This window comes from Serratia sp. JSRIV002 (genome assembly GCF_019968725.1).
GTDB lineage: Bacteria > Pseudomonadota > Gammaproteobacteria > Enterobacterales > Enterobacteriaceae > Chania > Chania fonticola_B.
In genome coordinates, this window is sequence record NZ_CP074143.1 from 4,481,319 (window position 1) to 4,497,549 (window position 16,231).

Sequence of the window (16,231 nt, forward strand, 5' to 3'; positions counted from 1 at the left end):
AACGGGCTGCCTATGGCAGCCCGTCATGCTATTTACTCTGCTTCATCTAACCAGACCAGCAGGATCGCTTCCAGTATTTTTTCATTGGAAGCCTGCGGTTCATCGTCAAATTCTTCCAGATCGCAAATCCACTGGTGCATATCGGTGAAACGCACGGTTTTCGGATCGGTATCTGGATAGGCGTCGTACAGGGCTTCGCCGATTTCGCGGCTGTCTGTCCACTTCAGTCCCATTCTTATCTCCTAGTGCTCGCGCGCATGGTTGACAGTATAACGCGGCATTTCGACCACCAAATCGTCTTCGGTGACGCGGGCCTGGCAGCTCAAGCGGCTTTCCGGCTCCAGCCCCCAGGCTTTGTCCAGCATGTCATCTTCCAGCTCGCTGCTTTCGGCCAGGGAATCAAACCCTTCACGCACGATGCAGTGGCAGGTGGTACAGGCACAGGATTTCTCACAGGCATGTTCAATTTCAATACCGTTACGCAATGCGACATCGAGGATAGTTTCCCCAACTTCCGCTTCCAGTACAGCCCCCTCCGGGCAGAGATCTTGATGGGGCAGGAAAACAATTTTCGGCATGGTTAAACCTCATCCACAGAATGGCCAGCCAGCGCACGGCGAATGGAGGCATCCATGCGGCGCGCGGCAAAATCTTGGGTTGTTGCATCGACTATTTTTATTGCGGCCTCGATCGCAGCAGGATCGGAGCCTTGCATCACTTGCTGGAGCTCGGCTACCGCGTTGTTGATAGCCAGGCTTTCTTCGTCACTCAGCAGAGCGGCATCGCTTGCCAGCGCACCTTGCAGGCTTTCCAGCACGCGGGAAGCTTCTACCCGTTGCTCCGCCAGCTTGCGAGCACCGACATCGCTTTGCGCATTGGCCATCGAGTCCTTCAACATGCCGGCAATTTCGGCATCGGACAGGCCATACGAAGGCTTGACCTGAATGGAGGCTTCGACGCCGGTGGATTTCTCCATCGCCGTCACGCTCAGCAGGCCGTCGGCATCCACCTGGAAGGTCACACGGATATGCGCCCCGCCGGCAGGAAGCGGCGGCAAGCCACGCAGCGTAAAGCGCGCCAGCGAACGGCAATCTTGTACCAGTTCACGCTCGCCTTGCAGCACGTGGATCATCATCGCGCTCTGGCCATCTTTGAAGGTGGTAAACTCCTGCGCACGCGCCACCGGAATGGTGGTGTTACGCGGGATCACCTTTTCAACCAGGCCACCCATGGTTTCCAAGCCAAGCGACAGCGGGATCACGTCCAGCAGCAGCATTTCGCTATCCGGTTTGTTACCCACCAGGATATCCGCCTGGATAGCAGCACCGATCGCCACCACCTTGTCCGGATCGATCGACGTCAGCGGCGTACGGCCAAAGAACTCGCCCACCTGTTCGCGTACCAATGGCACACGGGTTGAGCCGCCAACCATCACCACTTCCAGCACCTCATCGGCACTGACGGCGGCATCTTTCAGCGCGCGGCGGCAAGCCATCAGGGTACGTTTCACCAGCGAGGCAATCAGCGTTTCGAACTGTTCGCGGGTCACTTCACCCTGCCAACCAGCGATATCTACCGTGGTGCTCTGCGCATCGCTCAGGGCGATTTTGACCGCAATCGCAGCATCCAGCAATTGGCGTTGCACACCATGATCGCTGCGATCGCTAATGCCTGCCTGTTCACGCAACCAGTCCGCCAGCAGATGATCGAAGTCATCGCCACCCAATGCGGAATCACCGCCGGTAGCCAGCACTTCGAACACGCCACGGCTGAGGCGCAAAATGGAAATATCAAAGGTGCCGCCACCCAGATCGTAAACGGCGATGACCCCTTCCTGACCCGAATCCAACCCGTAAGCGATAGCCGCAGCGGTCGGTTCGTTCAACAGGCGCAGCACGTGCAGGCCAGCCAGACGCGCTGCGTCTTTGGTGCCTTGGCGTTGAGCGTCGTCGAAGTAGGCAGGAACGGTGATCACCACACCATCAAGCTCACCTTCCAACGCTGCTTTAGCGCGGGTAGCCAGTGCCTTGAGGATATCGGCGGAAACACCAACTGGGTTAACCAGGCCTGCGGCGGTCACGATCATTGGCAAGCCGTTATCGCTGGCCTGGAACTGATACGGCAGGTTTGGATAGCGTTGTTGCACGTCAGCCAAAGAACGGCCCATCATGCGCTTGACAGAGCTGACCGTATTGACCGGATCTTGTGCCGCCTGTGCACGAGCGCTCCAGCCAACCTGATGTTCGGTGGCCTGATAATGCACCACAGAAGGCAGCAGATAGCGCCCTTCAATGTCGGCCAGCGTCTCGGCCTGGCCGCTACGCACCGTAGCCACCAGCGAGTTGGTGGTCCCCAGATCAATACCGGCAGCCAGGCGGCGCTGATGCGGCGCAGCCGTGAGGCCAGGCTCACTAATTTGTAATAAGGCCATTTACAGAGCTTCCAAAATCGAGATCAAGAATCTATTACTCAAAACCCAGCAGTTTTTCTTCGAGTTGTTCAATCTGTTGCTGGAGTTTGTCCAAAAAGCGTAGCTTGCGCACGGTATCGGCAGCCTGTGACCACTGCTGCTCGTCCAACTCCTGCACCATCTGCGCGCTACGCTGTTTGAAGGTCTTGTTCAGGCGCGTGGCGAAGGCAGCCAGTGCGTTTTGCGCATCCGGCGAGCGTTCAATGGCATCAAGCTCTTCACGCAGCTCCAACTGTTCCATCAGGAACGCGGTGTCGCGCAGGGTATGCTGCTCGTTGCCCAAATCAAAGCCGTGCAAAGATAACATATACTCGGCACGTTTTAACGGGTGCTTCAGCGACTGATAGGCTTCGTTGATGGTCGCCGCCTGCTGTAACGCCATCAGGCGTTCACGCTCCGGTTGGAGGGCATGACGATCGGGGTGGAATTGGCGCTGCAAATCTTGATAGCGTGAGGTAAGCAAGCTGCCGTCTACGCTATAGCGGACCGGCAACCCGAATAAAGTAAAGTAATCCATAGCGTGCTCGGGGCGTTATCGTGATGATTGAGGTTCCCCCGTGGGTCACGGGGGAGCACGATGGACTGTCAGACGTTAAAGCTCTCGCCGCAGCCGCACTCGCTTGAGACGTTCGGGTTGTTGAACTTGAAGCCTTCGTTCAGACCTTCCTTGACGAAATCAAGCTCGGTACCGTCCAGATAGACCAGGCTCTTGCCGTCAATGATCACCTTGACGCCTTTGTCTTCAAAAACGATATCATCGTCGTTCGTTTCATCAACAAATTCGAGCACATACGCCATTCCGGAACAGCCGGAAGTTCGCACGCCCAGACGCAGGCCGAGACCTTTGCCACGGTGGTCCAAAAATGCCTGAACCCGCTGCGCGGCGCTGTCGCTCATGGTAATCGACATAACAACCTCTTCAATCTTAGCCCGCAAGGCGGGCTAACTGACTCAATAATAACTACTTGGCGCTGTGCTTGCTCTTGTAGTCGGCGATCGCTGCTTTAATGGCGTCTTCGGCCAGAATTGAGCAGTGAATTTTAACCGGAGGTAACTCCAGTTCTTCGGCGATCTGGGTATTTTTGATCGCTTCGGCCTGATCAAGAGACTTGCCTTTCATCCATTCGGTGACCAGCGAGCTGGAAGCGATGGCGGAACCGCAGCCGTAGGTTTTGAAACGGGCATCTTCAATAATGCCTTCGTTGTTGACCTTGATCTGCAGCTTCATCACGTCGCCACAGGCCGGTGCCCCTACCATACCGCTACCGACGGTAGGATCTTCGTTATCAAACGATCCTACGTTACGCGGGTTTTCATAATGATCGATTACTTTTTCGCTGTAAGCCATGACGTTGCTCCTGGATCCTGAGAATTAATGATGTGCCCATTCGATGCTGTTGATATCCACGCCCTGCTTGAACATGTCCCACAGTGGGGAGAGATCGCGCAGACGGCCAATGGATTTACGCACCAACGAAATGGTGTAATCGATCTCTTCTTCCGTGGTGAAACGCCCCAGGGAGAAACGGATCGAGCTGTGCGCTAACTCATCACTCATACCCAGTGCACGCAGCACATAGGAAGGTTCAAGGCTGGCAGAAGTACAGGCTGAGCCTGAAGAAACCGCCAAGTCTTTCAACGCCATGATCAGCGACTCACCTTCAACATAGTTGAAGCTGACGTTGAGAATGTTCGGTGCACCGTGTTGCAGATCGCCGTTCAGATACACTTCTTCCATATCTTTCACGCCGTTCCACAGACGATCGCGCAGGATGCGCAGGCGTGCCATTTCGCTGGCCATTTCTTCTTTGGCGATACGATAGGCTTCACCCATGGCAACGATCTGATGCACTGCCAGGGTACCAGAACGCATACCGCGCTCATGGCCACCGCCGTGGATCTGGGCTTCGATGCGGATGCGCGGCTTACGCTGCACATACAGGGCACCAATGCCTTTCGGGCCATAAATCTTGTGACCGGAGAAGGACATCAGATCCACTTTCAGCTTGCTCAGGTCGATAGGCAGTTTGCCTACGCTCTGGGTTGCATCGACGTGATAGATGATGCCACGCGCCCGGCACATTTCGCCGATAGCGGCGATATCCTGCACTACGCCAATTTCGTTATTCACGTGCATGATGGAAACCAGGATGGTGTCTTCACGCATCGCGGCTTCGAGAACCTGGAGATCGATGATCCCGTTGCTCTGCGGTGCCAGATAGGTGACTTCAAAACCTTCGCGCTCAAGTTGGCGGCAGGTATCCAGCACGGCTTTATGTTCGGTTTTACAGGTGATGATGTGCTTGCCTTTCTTCTGATAGAAGTTGGCAGCGCCTTTGATCGCTAGGTTATCGGATTCGGTGGCCCCTGAGGTAAACACGATCTCACGCGGGTCCGCACCAACCAGTTCAGCGATCTGGTTACGGGCGATATCAACCGCCTCTTCCGCCTGCCAGCCGAAACGGTGGGAACGGGAGGCCGGGTTACCGAAAGTGCCGTCCAGGGTCAAAAACTGCATCATCTTCTCGGCAACACGCGGGTCGACCGGAGTCGTGGCCGAGTAGTCCAGATAAATCGGTAATTTCATTGCTCTTGTACTCCGTACATCACTTCCAAAAACCAATAAATTAGTCGTCAGCTGCTTATGCGCGCAGATTAACGTTGATCGTTTCTTGCAGACGACCGTTGGCCGTGCGGCGCGTATCGCTATTTTGACGGTCTGCTACGTCCAGCACTTCCTGGTTGTTCACCAGTTCGGCCAGCGTAATATTGTTCAAGAACCCGCTGATGCGCTCGCTCAGATCGCGCCACAGGGTATGGGTCAGGCAACGATCGCCCCCCTGGCAGCCTTCTTTACCCTGGCAACGGGTTGCGTCTACCGATTCGTCGACTGCGGAAATCACCGCGCCTACGGCGATAGCGTCCGCTTCTTTGCCCAGCAGGTAACCGCCGCCTGGCCCACGCACGCTGGCCACCAGGCCATTCTTACGCAGACGGGAAAACAGTTGTTCCAGATAAGAGAGCGAGATACCTTGGCGTTCGGAAATATCCGCCAGTGGTACCGGCCCTTCCTGGGAGTGTAATGCCACGTCGAGCATGGCAGTTACTGCATAACGGCCTTTGGATGTCAGTCTCATAGCTAATTGGTTACCTGTTGGTCAAACATGGGCCAAATTCTGACATTCCCGAGTAAATCAGTCAACTATTTAACCTACTAATTCACTCAAGTATTCGTGCTTTTTGTGCGCTTTGCTATCCGATGCATATAAAATACACCTTATAACCCGCAGATAAGCAATACTATCTTGCCTAACTGCGGGTGACAGCAAAATTAATTACCTTGCTGTTTATCCTGTTTCTCGATCGAGGTCAGCATACCACGCAAGATATTCAGCTCCTGCGCTTCCGGGCGTGCCCGGGCAAACAGGCGGCGTAAACGGTTCATCACCTGCCCTGGATGGGCGGCGCGGATAAAGCCGGTGCGCACCAAAGTCTGCTCCAGATGCTGATAGAAGCGTTCAATATCATCCACCAGAGGATACGGCGACTCTTCCACCGGTGCGGCATCAGCCTGCTGACGATCGAGGAAGGCAACGCGAACCTCATACGCCAGGATTTGCACCGCCATGGCCAGATTCAGCGAGCTGTAATCCGGGTTGGCAGGAATGGCGACATGATAGTGGCATTTCTGTAATTCGTCATTGGTTAGCCCAACGCGTTCACGGCCAAAGACCAACGCAACCGGCCCCTGCTCGCCTTCCTGTACCGCGCGCACGCCGCATTCGCGAGGTTCCAGCATCGGCCATGGGAGAGTGCGCGAGCGAGCGCTGGTGCCCACCACCAAGCGGCAACCCGCAATGGCTTCATCAAAGGTATCGACAATCGTGGCGTTGCCAATCACATCGCTGGCGCCTGCGGCCAGGGCGATCGCCTGGGAATCGGGTTTCACCAGTGGATTGACCAGATAAAGGTTGGTTAACCCCATGGTTTTCATGGCGCGGGCAGTAGAGCCCATGTTGCCGGTATGAGAGGTTTCAACCAGAACAATGCGGATATTGTGCAGCATACAAACTCTGAGCGTTGCGGAAAATCGTAGCATCCTAACACAGTCGTAGGTATTTTGCCGAACACCTGCTATACTTCGCGCCGTTTCCTGTTCTTTAACATCCTGTGGAAGATACCCATGCATCCGATGCTGACTATCGCCGTGCGCGCTGCGCGCAAGGCTGGCAACCTGATTGCCAAAAATTACGAGACTCCAGACGCTGTAGAAGCGACACAAAAAGGTTCTAACGACTTTGTCACTAACGTCGATCGCGAGGCTGAGCGTCTGATCATCGAAATCATCCGTAAATCTTACCCGAAACACACCGTTATTGGTGAAGAGTGCGGTGAGTTAACCGGTGAAGATCAGGATGTACAATGGGTGATTGATCCACTGGATGGCACCGCCAACTTCATCAAACGTCTTCCACACTTCTCCGTTTCCATCGCCGTACGCATTAAAGGCCGTACCGAAGTGGCCGTGGTTTACGATCCAATGCGCAACGAACTGTTCACCGCCACCCGTGGCCAAGGCGCACAGCTCAACGGTTACCGTCTGCGCGGCACCAATGCCAAAGATCTGGATGGCACCATCCTGGCGACCGGCTTCCCGTTCAAAGTCAAACAGCACGCACCGGCTTACATCAACGTGCTGGGCAAACTGTTCACCCAATGTGCCGACTTCCGCCGTACCGGTTCAGCCGCGCTGGATCTGGCCTACGTTGCCGCTGGCCGCGTTGATGGTTTCTTTGAGATTGGCCTGAAGCCTTGGGACTTTGCTGCTGGCGAATTGCTGGTACGTGAGTCTGGCGGCCTGGTCACCGACTTTGTTGGCGGCCATAACCACTTCAGCTCTGGCAACGTGGTTGCCGGTAACCCACGTGTGGTGAAAGCATTGCTTTCCAATATGCGTGAAGAACTGAGTGAAGCGCTGAAGCGTTAATCTCGGGCGGCATCAGGCTACTGATGCCGCGTTTTCTACTGTAAACTGCTCAACCATTCATTCAGCCGCTGTTGGATATAATCCGGCGCCAGCTTCTCCTGCTCCAAACGCGTTCCTGGGTAACTTCCCGCGATCAACGCCTCAAACATCGCAAGTTCTTCCACCGTCAGGTGCGTTGGCATTGCAGTCATCGAAGAGACCTCTTCTACCATCATCGCTGAATAACGCATCACGGTGGCATGATCCATCATCAGAGCCGTCAGCTGTGGCAATTTGCTGCGCGCATCACTCAAAACATGCAATCCCCACGAGTCGATATCGCCCCAGTATGCGACCTGTTTATCAGCTAGCCAGGGAGCATCCAGCCAACTGACATTTTTGCCTCCGCCGGATACCGCTATCGTATCTGCCATTAAGGGCAATCCCAATCCAGACTGCACGTTCTCAACCACCAGAATATGTTTGGCCGGTAACGGCTGTTGGCGCAACTCATCCACCGTTAACTGCAACAACCCTAATCCCCCCAACCTGGCCTGAGCCGCGGCGCATAGCGGGCGTACCGTTAACCAGCCTTTATGGTTGCCTTTGACATCCAGCCAGTTAGCCAAACCACCTTGTGCTGCGATCGCCCCATCATGCAGGCAATCTAGCAGATCGCTAATCAAGCGAACATATTGCTCGACAAATTTGGTATCAACGCCTTGCAGCGGTAAAGCACGTAGATACCGCCCATTCCCCATGCCGGGTTTGAGCTGAGGAATTAACTGCTGCATCCGCTGAATATCTATTGGGGACAACGAAGCTAACAACTCCAGATAATTCACCAGTACCGGGTACAATTTGGACTCTATCGCCAATAATGGCGTCATATTTCGTACCCAGCTATCGCTGCGGGCTTGCGCCTCTTTCCCCAGATAAGCCAGCAAGCTGGTGATATCCTCAAGCACCAACGCCAGCGGCACCCGCTGGCTTCCCAACGTTCGATAATTACGCTCCTCCCACTCAAGCCATTGCTGGTGCGGAAATTGCCGCCAAGCACCGATGTAGCGCTGAAAATGCGCCAGGTCAGCTAATATTGCCCGATTCGTCGGTGGTTTTAGCGAAACGCGTATGGGAAAAGGGCGTTCCCCTAAAAGGCGGGCTTTCAAGTTGCCCCGGTGTAACCATTCACGCTTCGAGATCAAGGCATAAGCCTGCTCAGGCAAGCGCCCCCACTCATTCGCCATGTTGGCCAACCTCGGTTAATTCGATGCCCAGGTTTTGCGCACGGCGTTGGCGTGCCGTATCCAACCGCCGATCGATTTCCGCCCAGGTGACTTCACACAGGCGGCTTTCATGGTTCTTGGCATCACGTTCGGCAATCAGCAATGAACGCGCAGATTCACGCGCCAGATTGAGGTTCTTGTAAGGTGTAATAATATTGACGTGGATGTGCAACTCACGGAAGACCTGCAATACCCGGCGGCTGACGGCCTCCGCCGTATTGGAAAAAGCCTCATCCAGAAACACAGTACAGTAAACCGGCCGATCCTGGCCTTCGGGCGTCAACACATACGCCAGGCTGGCGGCGACAATGGTGCCAGCGAAGGATTCTTTCTCCCCACCGGATTTACCGCCCGAAGATAGCAGGACGTCACGCACTTCATGGTTGACCATATCCCGCTCTTCGGCAAAGAAAGACATTTGATAACGCGCATCCAACAGCCGCAGGCTTTCTTGCGTCCCCGAAGAAACCGGATTGCTGGCTTTCTCGAGGATCCCTACCACCAGCCTTAGCTGCTGATAGCGGGCCAGATGATCGTCACTGGTTGCCTGAGCGAAAACCTTATCCAACTGGCGATTAAAATCCTGCACATGAGGATACAGTTCGGTCTTGGTACCCAACTTCAAGTAGCTCCCGGCCCGGAACTCGGTGCGAGCCAGCACTTTATTGATAGTCGCAATCCGCTCCAGAATATCATCGCGTTCGGCATCGATGCGTTGGCGAATACGTACCATTGACTGGGTGGCATGTTTATTTAGACGTGCTTTGAACTGCTCCACCAAGGCTGGCAGACCTTCCCGCTCCAACTGTTCGAGATGTTGCAAATACTCGGGCAGGCTGTCGACACCAGCTCCCCAACTGCCTGCGATAATTTCCCACTTGGTACGGAAGGATGACATGCTGCCCACCGCTTCCCTCAGGGCATTGTTCTTGCGATCGCTGGCTTTATCCTGAGCTGTCACCAACCGCTTGCGGTGTGATTCAGCCAAAAATGCCAGTTGAGACAACTCCGCGTCGTCCAAGGTCCCGACTCGTTGTTGCAGCAGAAGACGCACCTCGTCCTCCATCCCAGGCTCCGCCGCCTTGCCAGCCTTGTCCTGCTCGCGCTGCGCGTTGGCTTTTTCGTTATCCAACCCACCTTGGCTGGCATTCTTGCGGTCTTTCTCTCCCCGCAAAGTGGCTAAACGCTGCTTAGCCTCTTCCCAACGTGCTTTACACTGCTGGAGATCGCTCCCCGAAGCCACCCACTGATTAAGCTGCTGCTCAATCCGGCCAACCTTGCCTTGCCATAACGGAGCATCGATTTCTTCCCAACGATAGCGAGGCAGCTTTTGCCACAACGCCTCCCGCTGGTTCACCTCATCCAGATCGATTCGAGCCGATTCCAGCGCCTTTTGCGTTTTGCTCAGCTCACAGCCTGATGACTTGATATCCTGCTCTAACAACGCAATACGCGTCTGGTTAGAAAACCCCAGTTGCCACGCCCGCCGATCGTCAACCTTATGCTGATCCTTTTTCTCAAAACGACCTTGGTCGCGATGAATCAACCCTTGCTGAGTCATGGAAAATGCGGTGGCATCCAGGGTTTCGACCGTATCGACACAGTGTAAATCAAAACGCGCCAGATGGTGTTGCAGCCAGCTGCGGTAAGGATGCTCGCGCCAGGTTAATTTATGCAGGTAGCCATCATGATAGAACGCGGGCTGGGCTGACGCGACAGCTTCCCGAACCACCTGCACTCGAACATGAAGCCCGGTATGGCGCTGATTCAGCCAGCGGGTCACTAAATGAAAACTCGCCTCCGGCACAGCTAGCGTCGTGCGTATACCGCCCAATGCCCGTTCTATAGCCCCCTGCCAATGTTGCTGATCCGGGTCGACATCCACCAACTCCCCGATAAACAAGCATTGTTCACGTGGCAACGCCAAGGCAGCCACCATTTCGTCACGTAAACGTTGGAAACGCAGATCGATATTCGAATCAGGCCGGGCGCGTATCCCTTCCAATTCCTGTTCAAGTTGGCGCAACTGCCCCTGCAAGTTTGCCAACTCGGCGCTCAGCGCACCAAATCCATCTTGAGCTGCGCGCTTTTCATCGCTAATGGTTTGCAGCTTTTCCCGCGAAATCGCCTGATTATGCAGAAAGACCCCTTCACGCAGGCTGGTCTCCAGCCCCAGCGCTTTAACCTCTTGCTGATACTCCGAGGCTTTAACTCCCACGCTTTCCAGTTGACGCTGAGCCTGCGCCAACTCTTGTTTGATGATTTCGATCCGATCGCCACCGGCGTTAATATAATCGGTATGCGTTTTTTCAACCTGTTCCTGGGTTTCCTGCTCATCGCGATCCAACTGCCTGATCTCCAACGCCAGCGCGTCCAGTTGGTTTTGTAACCCTTTGATCCGGCTATCCCACAGGCGAAAACCACATTCCCCCATGTAAACCGGTAAGGCATCAAGCTGGGCCGTCAGCCGCTTGATCTCCGCTTCACTGCTGCGCAAGCTTCGATCTAAATCGGGGAATCTGATCAGGTGATCCCGCTGATTGCGAGCGTCCAGCAAACGTTCATGGATTGCCACCAGATCGGCAAACTCATCCACCACTCGGCGGGCATCGTCTTTAACACCGCTGGCTTCCAGCACCAGTTCACGGATCAATTCGGTTAAATCATCGATTTTCTTTAAACCCAGCGCCCGCGCCAGCAATGCCGGAGCATTTTTATTTTCCATATGCAGGCAGCGCCGGTAAGTTTCCTGATAATCGCTAAAATTATCGCCGCATGGCGTAATGGCGGGATCTTCTTTCAACCATTGGTTCAAGCCACGCACGTTGCCTTCACCAAAGCGATCTAACAGCTCTTTCAAGGCAACATCGCGCCGGGCCACCAGATAGATCCGGCTAATGTCCGCCAGCGCGTGGCTGTGTTTGGTGGTCCAGAATAGCGCTGCCAACACGATGCAAGAGCCATCGTCGGCACGGTATAACGCCCTTAATGCGGTAAGCACTGGCCCTTCACGCTTGCTTTTGACCCGCGTTTTGGCCCCGTCATGCTCCGAGCCGAAACTGCCGCGCATATAGGACACCAGCGAACGATCGGTGCGATCCCCCTGCGCCGCGGCAATATTAAATGAGGCTTTACCCGCGGGCAGCAGCAGCGCCATCAGGCCATCGATCAGCGTCGATTTACCTGACCCGTTATCCCCGGTCACCAGCGTGCCCAACGGATCGATGACGGCGGTATGCAGTTGATGAAATGAGCCCCAGTTATAGACGGATAACTCAGCCAGTCTGATTTGCCCACAATCAGCACCAGCCAGCGTCAGTTGTTCACTCTTCGCCATCATCTGCTTCCTCCTTGTTAGTCGGAGAGGTTTCCGCGTTCAGAGCCAGCCGCTCATACTCTTCGAGCATAGCCTCCAAAAATGCCGCATTGACCACATAACGAATGACCGGGGTAATTTCATAGCGCTCGCTCTCGCCACGGATCGCCGACAAAATATAGCGCTCGGCCATTTTATCTAACGCCGAATTCAGCTTTTTTCTATCCGCCTTGCTGTTATTGGTTAGCGGCAGAAAGGGCGTCAGGTGGCTTTCGATACGCTCAATGTCAATGATCACACGCTGTTCGCCTGCACGTTCCCGCTCCTGATAATGCTTGCGTAGTACCAACAGCAGTAAGGTGTCATACAAGGACAAGGTGCGGCGGTTAATCAGGGAAATGGTTTCTGTCTCCTCATCCTCCTCCAGATCTTGTTGCAGGACAAAAGCCACTCCGCTCGGTTCATCCAGCAATAAACGCAGATACATATTGGCCAGGTGATTACTGATAACGGCCTGATGGCGACATAAGGCTTCAAACAGCTTGGGCTTTTGCGTGGCCAGTACGACGCCAACGCGCAGCAGGCTAACCAGAGTACGCCTGATCTCCGGGGCTAACGCCTCGGTATCAGCTTGCGTTACCTCGGGTTCAGCGGCAGCAACCTCTGGTGCTGGCAAATCCAGCTCCAAATCCAGCCGCTCTTGCGGCTGTTTTGCCACGGGTTCAGGCTCGGGAGCTCGGTCCCGCTGCTCTTTGCTAAGCTGGCTTAAACGCCGCATACGATCCAGTAAATCGCCTGATGACACTTTATCTTCGCTCACAGCGCCAGCTCCCCCAAGTTCGCGGGAAACATGGCCGCACTCAGCAGATAGCCGGGGATCACCGCATTCAGTTGCACACCTTGTTTATCCGTCACCATTATCGTTTCCTTTTCATCCAGCTCCGTCGCTTTCACCGCCTTGGCAACGCGCAGCCAGGCAACCAACTCTTCCAGCCCCATCTCTAACGGCTGATGCTGCGCCAATGCGGCAAGGGTCATGGGGCCACCGCGCTGCAATATATCCAGCAGGCACTGCGCCACTTCGAGCATGCTTACGGTGTCCAAATAGTCCAGCATATCGTCGCTGGGAATATTGCCGTTGGTTTGAACTTCTACGCCGGAGGTATCCAACTGCTCATCGGGAGACTTCAGCAGCAGCGCATCTGGCGAGTAAAAGCGAATATGCCCAGTGGGTAGACGCACCGAGGTGCTGATTTTCAAGCTGTTCTGGTCTTCCTTGAAGCGGATCGCCAACCGCTCCAGCCGCCCCAACAGGCGATCCACCGCGCGCTGTTCAGACAATGCCCCGCTTTCGATATAGGCACGCAGGCTCTCTTCGGTCTTGCGGCGGATCAGAAACACCCGTTCACTTTCACGGCTCAGTTCACGCATCAGTTGCCCAAGAAACTGTTTTTGCTGGGCCGTTAATGATTCTGCGACCGGGAGATTCAGGATCACCTGTAACTGCTCGCGAAATTCCGTCGTGCGGTTTTGATCGCACAACAATTGGAAAAAACCCTCGAAGGCACTGCCAGCGTCAGTCTCGGTCAACAGTTGTTCTTTTTCCAATACCGCCAATAGCACTTCCCCTCGGCTTGCTCCCTGCTCGATCATCTGGATACGAATATCTTTATCCATGGTGCGGATTTCGTCTTCGACACGGCGAAAATCCCCCGTCAGCACCGAAGCCAACTGATAGATTTCCCGTAAGCGCTCTCGTTGTTGAGAAGGCGATAGCTCAACGATCATCCCGGCCTTAACCGCGTCGATTTCACGCTGAATTTCACGCCTCTTCAGCTCAAGCACCGCCAAACGGCGATCGGGATTGGGGGAAATAGAAATCACAAAATCACGTACCGCATCTTGTACGATGCGTAAATGTGAGGCCGTGGTGGTGGCATTGTGCTGATCTAAAGAGAGGCTAAAGCGTAGGGCGGTTTCGCAGGCATCGGTTTTGGTCAGTTGGCCATCCAACTCACGTAACCACCCTGCCTGTATCCATTGGTTCAGATAGCTGGTCGCCGGGCTTTCGGTGATCCAAATGCCCTGGAGGCGGCACTGTTCTAAAATGCTATCCAACAGAATGCGGGCACGCCCATAGGGCACCTCATTTTCTTCACTGAACAGATCGGCGACGAAAGCCAATATCAGCGGGGCGTTATCCGTGCGCAATAACTTCCAGGCAATATTTTCCTGATAGATACGCCGGAATCTGGCTTGGAACTCATAGAAACTAATGATAAACCTCTCTTTCTTTATAAGAAATCCTGAGGGATTACATTAGGTTATTTTACTTATGTTATCTCTTTGTTCAATATTTAATCCCGCACTTAGCGGGCAAAAGGCCGTATCCCGCCGCCAAATTCCGGCTGAGCGCTGACGTACAGCAGCACACCGGCAAACAGCAGAATTAAACCTCCGGCTAACGCCAACGAGCCCCAAGCAACCGCACTCCAGGCCGCCGGTGCGCGCTGGCGGCTGATGCGTATCGCCAGCTTACGGCTGTAATGCACCAACAGCGCCAATCCGGAAATCGTGATCGAGGTACCTAATGCCATGGCCAGTGCCGACAACACACCCCAGGTAAAAACGCCGATCACCTTGGAAAACAGCAAGACCAGGATCGCCCCGGAGCAAGGCCGCAGACCCATTGCCAGCACAATCACCGTTTTGGTGCGCCAATCATTGCCAGCTTGCAGTTCCTCATCGCTCGGCAAATGCCGGTGGCCACAACCACAATTCGCGCTATGGACATGATCGGCAGGCAGAGGCTGCAAGCTGTTGATGCGCAGCGCAGGCCGAGGCCGCATCGCTTTCACCGCCATAAACAAGCGCTTTAACGCCCGCCAACTGAGCAAGACACCGAGCAGGATCACCAGAATAAAACTGCCCTTCTCCAGCCAGAAACTACTTTGATGCAACTGCCGGGAAGAAAGTTGCAGCACCACCAGCACTAGCGTGACCAGGGCAATCGCGACCAATCCCTGCACCACAGAGGCGGCAAACGTCAGCTTCAGGCTGCTTTTCAACCGTGCCGGGTGGGTAGCCAGATAGGTGGCGATCACCACTTTACCGTGGCCCGGCCCCAGGGCATGCAATACGCCATAGCCTAGACTGAACAGCATCAGCGCCACTCCCGCTTGCTGGGGAGCCGCCTTGACCTGTTGCAGCAAGGCCGCCATTTCCTGATGTAACCCTTTCTGCCACACCACGCTTTGCATCAACAGCTGCGGCCAGTAATGCCAAACCCACTGGGCCACCGCCGCCAGCAGAATGAAGAACAGCAACAACGGCCACAGGCTGAAGGCCCAATGGCGCTGAGGTTTGCTGGTCTGGCTGAGGTTTATTGACATGTTAACGTCACCCGCTGGGCAAACTGTTGCCCTAATGCCATATCTTCACCGGGCGAGTCGTTCTTATCGAGAGACAATGCATAAGCTTGTAATGACGAATCGGGCTTTGGCGTCACCAGGCTGAATTTGCACTGCTTTGCCATCTCTGGCGGCAAGTGCAGCGCCTTTTGATCCTGATAGGTCATGTCCACAAAATAGGTGGGATCGTAGGTGGCAATCTCAAAGGGTTCTCCCACCAGCGGCTGTGGCTCCGCCAGCGGCAGCACAAATTCCAGCACGGCTTTATGGCCCTGCCGGGATAGATGGTATTCGGTTGGCAGATTGAGGTATTTCACCGGTTTGCCTGCGCGGTAAATATCGGTGAAATAGTGCTGCCCGAGGACGTTAGCCATTACTTCCGCCGCCAGTTTTTTCCAGACTTCTGAATCGCTGTTGGCATTTTCTGCGTCATACAGCAGATCCGCCGAGGTGATCTCATCCATTACCCAAACCATTTTTAAACCGGTCAGCTTCTGATCCTTAGCCACAAAGGTGGTGTTCATATCGATAAAACTGTGTGGGTGGGCGAGTGCGCCCATGCAGGTCATCATTAGCAAGCAAGCCACCAGGCCACGGAGTTTCATCATCCAAGCATACTTTTTATTGTTATAATATAACATCAACCAAACCTCAACCGGCGTTAACAAGCCGAATAACTGTGACGAAAGTAGTAAGCCGAAGTAAAAGCAGGGGCAACTGCCACGGCCCACAGAGCCTTTTGCTATGCTTAAACATAATTTAAACACGACCTGCCAGAAGGTG

Annotated in this window: 16 protein-coding genes; 1 reads left to right on the top strand and 15 read right to left on the bottom strand. The window is 54.6% G+C overall.

The genetic code is table 11. The features are described 5' to 3' along the window. Positions 1-32: 32 nt before the first annotated feature. The 9 genes from iscX to trmJ all read right to left on the bottom strand — a co-directional run bounded on the left by iscX (position 33) and on the right by trmJ (position 6,536). Positions 33-233, bottom strand: a complete 201-nt coding sequence (iscX, locus tag KGP26_RS21100; RefSeq protein ID WP_021178855.1) for a Fe-S cluster assembly protein IscX — start codon at positions 231-233, stop codon at positions 33-35. 9 nt (positions 234-242) lie between these two features. Then, positions 243-578 carry an ISC system 2Fe-2S type ferredoxin gene (gene fdx, locus KGP26_RS21105; RefSeq protein WP_021178856.1) on the bottom strand — a complete coding sequence of 112 codons (336 nt, stop codon included), beginning with the start codon at positions 576-578 and terminating at the stop codon, positions 243-245. Between the two features lie 2 nt (positions 579-580). Next, the gene (gene hscA / locus KGP26_RS21110; RefSeq protein WP_021807190.1) at positions 581-2,431 is read right to left on the bottom strand and encodes a Fe-S protein assembly chaperone HscA; all 1,851 of its coding nucleotides are present in this window, start codon (positions 2,429-2,431) and stop codon (positions 581-583) included. Positions 2,432-2,465: 34 nt separating this feature from the next. Continuing rightward, positions 2,466-2,987: a co-chaperone HscB gene (gene hscB, locus KGP26_RS21115; protein ID WP_021807191.1), complete on the bottom strand. Its 522-nt coding sequence runs from the start codon at positions 2,985-2,987 to the stop codon at positions 2,466-2,468. 68 nt (positions 2,988-3,055) lie between these two features. Beyond that, positions 3,056-3,379: an iron-sulfur cluster assembly protein IscA gene (iscA, locus tag KGP26_RS21120; protein WP_021178859.1), complete on the bottom strand. Its 324-nt coding sequence runs from the start codon at positions 3,377-3,379 to the stop codon at positions 3,056-3,058. A 52-nt stretch (positions 3,380-3,431) separates the two neighbouring features. Then, positions 3,432-3,818, bottom strand: a complete 387-nt coding sequence (iscU, locus tag KGP26_RS21125; RefSeq protein ID WP_004952090.1) for a Fe-S cluster assembly scaffold IscU — start codon at positions 3,816-3,818, stop codon at positions 3,432-3,434. A gap of 24 nt (positions 3,819-3,842) precedes the next feature. Further along, entirely contained in the window at positions 3,843-5,057 is a 1,215-nt protein-coding gene (locus tag KGP26_RS21130; RefSeq protein WP_021178860.1) for an IscS subfamily cysteine desulfurase, read from the bottom strand. A gap of 55 nt (positions 5,058-5,112) precedes the next feature. Beyond that, positions 5,113-5,607 carry a Fe-S cluster assembly transcriptional regulator IscR gene (gene iscR, locus KGP26_RS21135; protein ID WP_021807192.1) on the bottom strand — a complete coding sequence of 165 codons (495 nt, stop codon included), beginning with the start codon at positions 5,605-5,607 and terminating at the stop codon, positions 5,113-5,115. 194 nt (positions 5,608-5,801) lie between these two features. Then, positions 5,802-6,536, bottom strand: a complete 735-nt coding sequence (gene trmJ / locus KGP26_RS21140; RefSeq protein WP_021178862.1) for a tRNA (cytosine(32)/uridine(32)-2'-O)-methyltransferase TrmJ — start codon at positions 6,534-6,536, stop codon at positions 5,802-5,804. A 117-nt stretch (positions 6,537-6,653) separates the two neighbouring features. Between trmJ and suhB the strand changes: the two genes are divergently transcribed. Beyond that, entirely contained in the window at positions 6,654-7,457 is an 804-nt protein-coding gene (gene suhB, locus KGP26_RS21145; protein ID WP_021178863.1) for an inositol-1-monophosphatase, read from the top strand. Between the two features lie 35 nt (positions 7,458-7,492). Here the strand turns inward: suhB and KGP26_RS21150 are convergent, their stop codons facing one another. From KGP26_RS21150 to KGP26_RS21175, 6 genes are all read right to left on the bottom strand, one after another. After that, entirely contained in the window at positions 7,493-8,683 is a 1,191-nt protein-coding gene (locus KGP26_RS21150) for a DUF3322 domain-containing protein (protein WP_223664575.1), read from the bottom strand. Further along, positions 8,673-12,062 carry an ATP-binding protein gene (locus tag KGP26_RS21155; protein ID WP_223664576.1) on the bottom strand — a complete coding sequence of 1,130 codons (3,390 nt, stop codon included), beginning with the start codon at positions 12,060-12,062 and terminating at the stop codon, positions 8,673-8,675. Before KGP26_RS21155 ends, KGP26_RS21150 begins: the two co-directional genes overlap by 11 nt. After that, positions 12,046-12,858, bottom strand: a complete 813-nt coding sequence (locus KGP26_RS21160; RefSeq protein WP_223664577.1) for a DUF4194 domain-containing protein — start codon at positions 12,856-12,858, stop codon at positions 12,046-12,048. The genes KGP26_RS21155 and KGP26_RS21160 overlap by 17 nt, the downstream gene beginning before the upstream one ends. Then, entirely contained in the window at positions 12,855-14,249 is a 1,395-nt protein-coding gene (locus KGP26_RS21165) for a DUF3375 domain-containing protein (protein ID WP_245399444.1), read from the bottom strand. The genes KGP26_RS21160 and KGP26_RS21165 overlap by 4 nt, the downstream gene beginning before the upstream one ends. A 158-nt stretch (positions 14,250-14,407) precedes the next feature. Next, positions 14,408-15,430: a nickel/cobalt transporter gene (locus tag KGP26_RS21170; RefSeq protein ID WP_209529323.1), complete on the bottom strand. Its 1,023-nt coding sequence runs from the start codon at positions 15,428-15,430 to the stop codon at positions 14,408-14,410. After that, the gene (locus KGP26_RS21175) at positions 15,421-16,056 is read right to left on the bottom strand and encodes a DUF1007 family protein (protein WP_223498210.1); all 636 of its coding nucleotides are present in this window, start codon (positions 16,054-16,056) and stop codon (positions 15,421-15,423) included. The genes KGP26_RS21170 and KGP26_RS21175 overlap by 10 nt, the downstream gene beginning before the upstream one ends. Positions 16,057-16,231: the final 175 nt, after the last annotated feature.

Coding starts and splice junctions, on each gene's coding strand:
- iscX (WP_021178855.1), bottom strand. CDS start 233: ATGGGACTGAAGTGGACAGACAGCCGCGAAATCGGCGAAGCCCTGTAC.
- fdx (WP_021178856.1), bottom strand. CDS start 578: ATGCCGAAAATTGTTTTCCTGCCCCATCAAGATCTCTGCCCGGAGGGG.
- hscA (WP_021807190.1), bottom strand. CDS start 2,431: ATGGCCTTATTACAAATTAGTGAGCCTGGCCTCACGGCTGCGCCGCAT.
- hscB (WP_021807191.1), bottom strand. CDS start 2,987: ATGGATTACTTTACTTTATTCGGGTTGCCGGTCCGCTATAGCGTAGAC.
- iscA (WP_021178859.1), bottom strand. CDS start 3,379: ATGTCGATTACCATGAGCGACAGCGCCGCGCAGCGGGTTCAGGCATTT.
- iscU (WP_004952090.1), bottom strand. CDS start 3,818: ATGGCTTACAGCGAAAAAGTAATCGATCATTATGAAAACCCGCGTAAC.
- KGP26_RS21130 (WP_021178860.1), bottom strand. CDS start 5,057: ATGAAATTACCGATTTATCTGGACTACTCGGCCACGACTCCGGTCGAC.
- iscR (WP_021807192.1), bottom strand. CDS start 5,607: ATGAGACTGACATCCAAAGGCCGTTATGCAGTAACTGCCATGCTCGAC.
- trmJ (WP_021178862.1), bottom strand. CDS start 6,536: ATGCTGCACAATATCCGCATTGTTCTGGTTGAAACCTCTCATACCGGC.
- suhB (WP_021178863.1), top strand. CDS start 6,654: ATGCATCCGATGCTGACTATCGCCGTGCGCGCTGCGCGCAAGGCTGGC.
- KGP26_RS21150 (WP_223664575.1), bottom strand. CDS start 8,683: ATGGCGAATGAGTGGGGGCGCTTGCCTGAGCAGGCTTATGCCTTGATC.
- KGP26_RS21155 (WP_223664576.1), bottom strand. CDS start 12,062: ATGATGGCGAAGAGTGAACAACTGACGCTGGCTGGTGCTGATTGTGGG.
- KGP26_RS21170 (WP_209529323.1), bottom strand. CDS start 15,430: ATGTCAATAAACCTCAGCCAGACCAGCAAACCTCAGCGCCATTGGGCC.
- KGP26_RS21175 (WP_223498210.1), bottom strand. CDS start 16,056: ATGATGAAACTCCGTGGCCTGGTGGCTTGCTTGCTAATGATGACCTGC.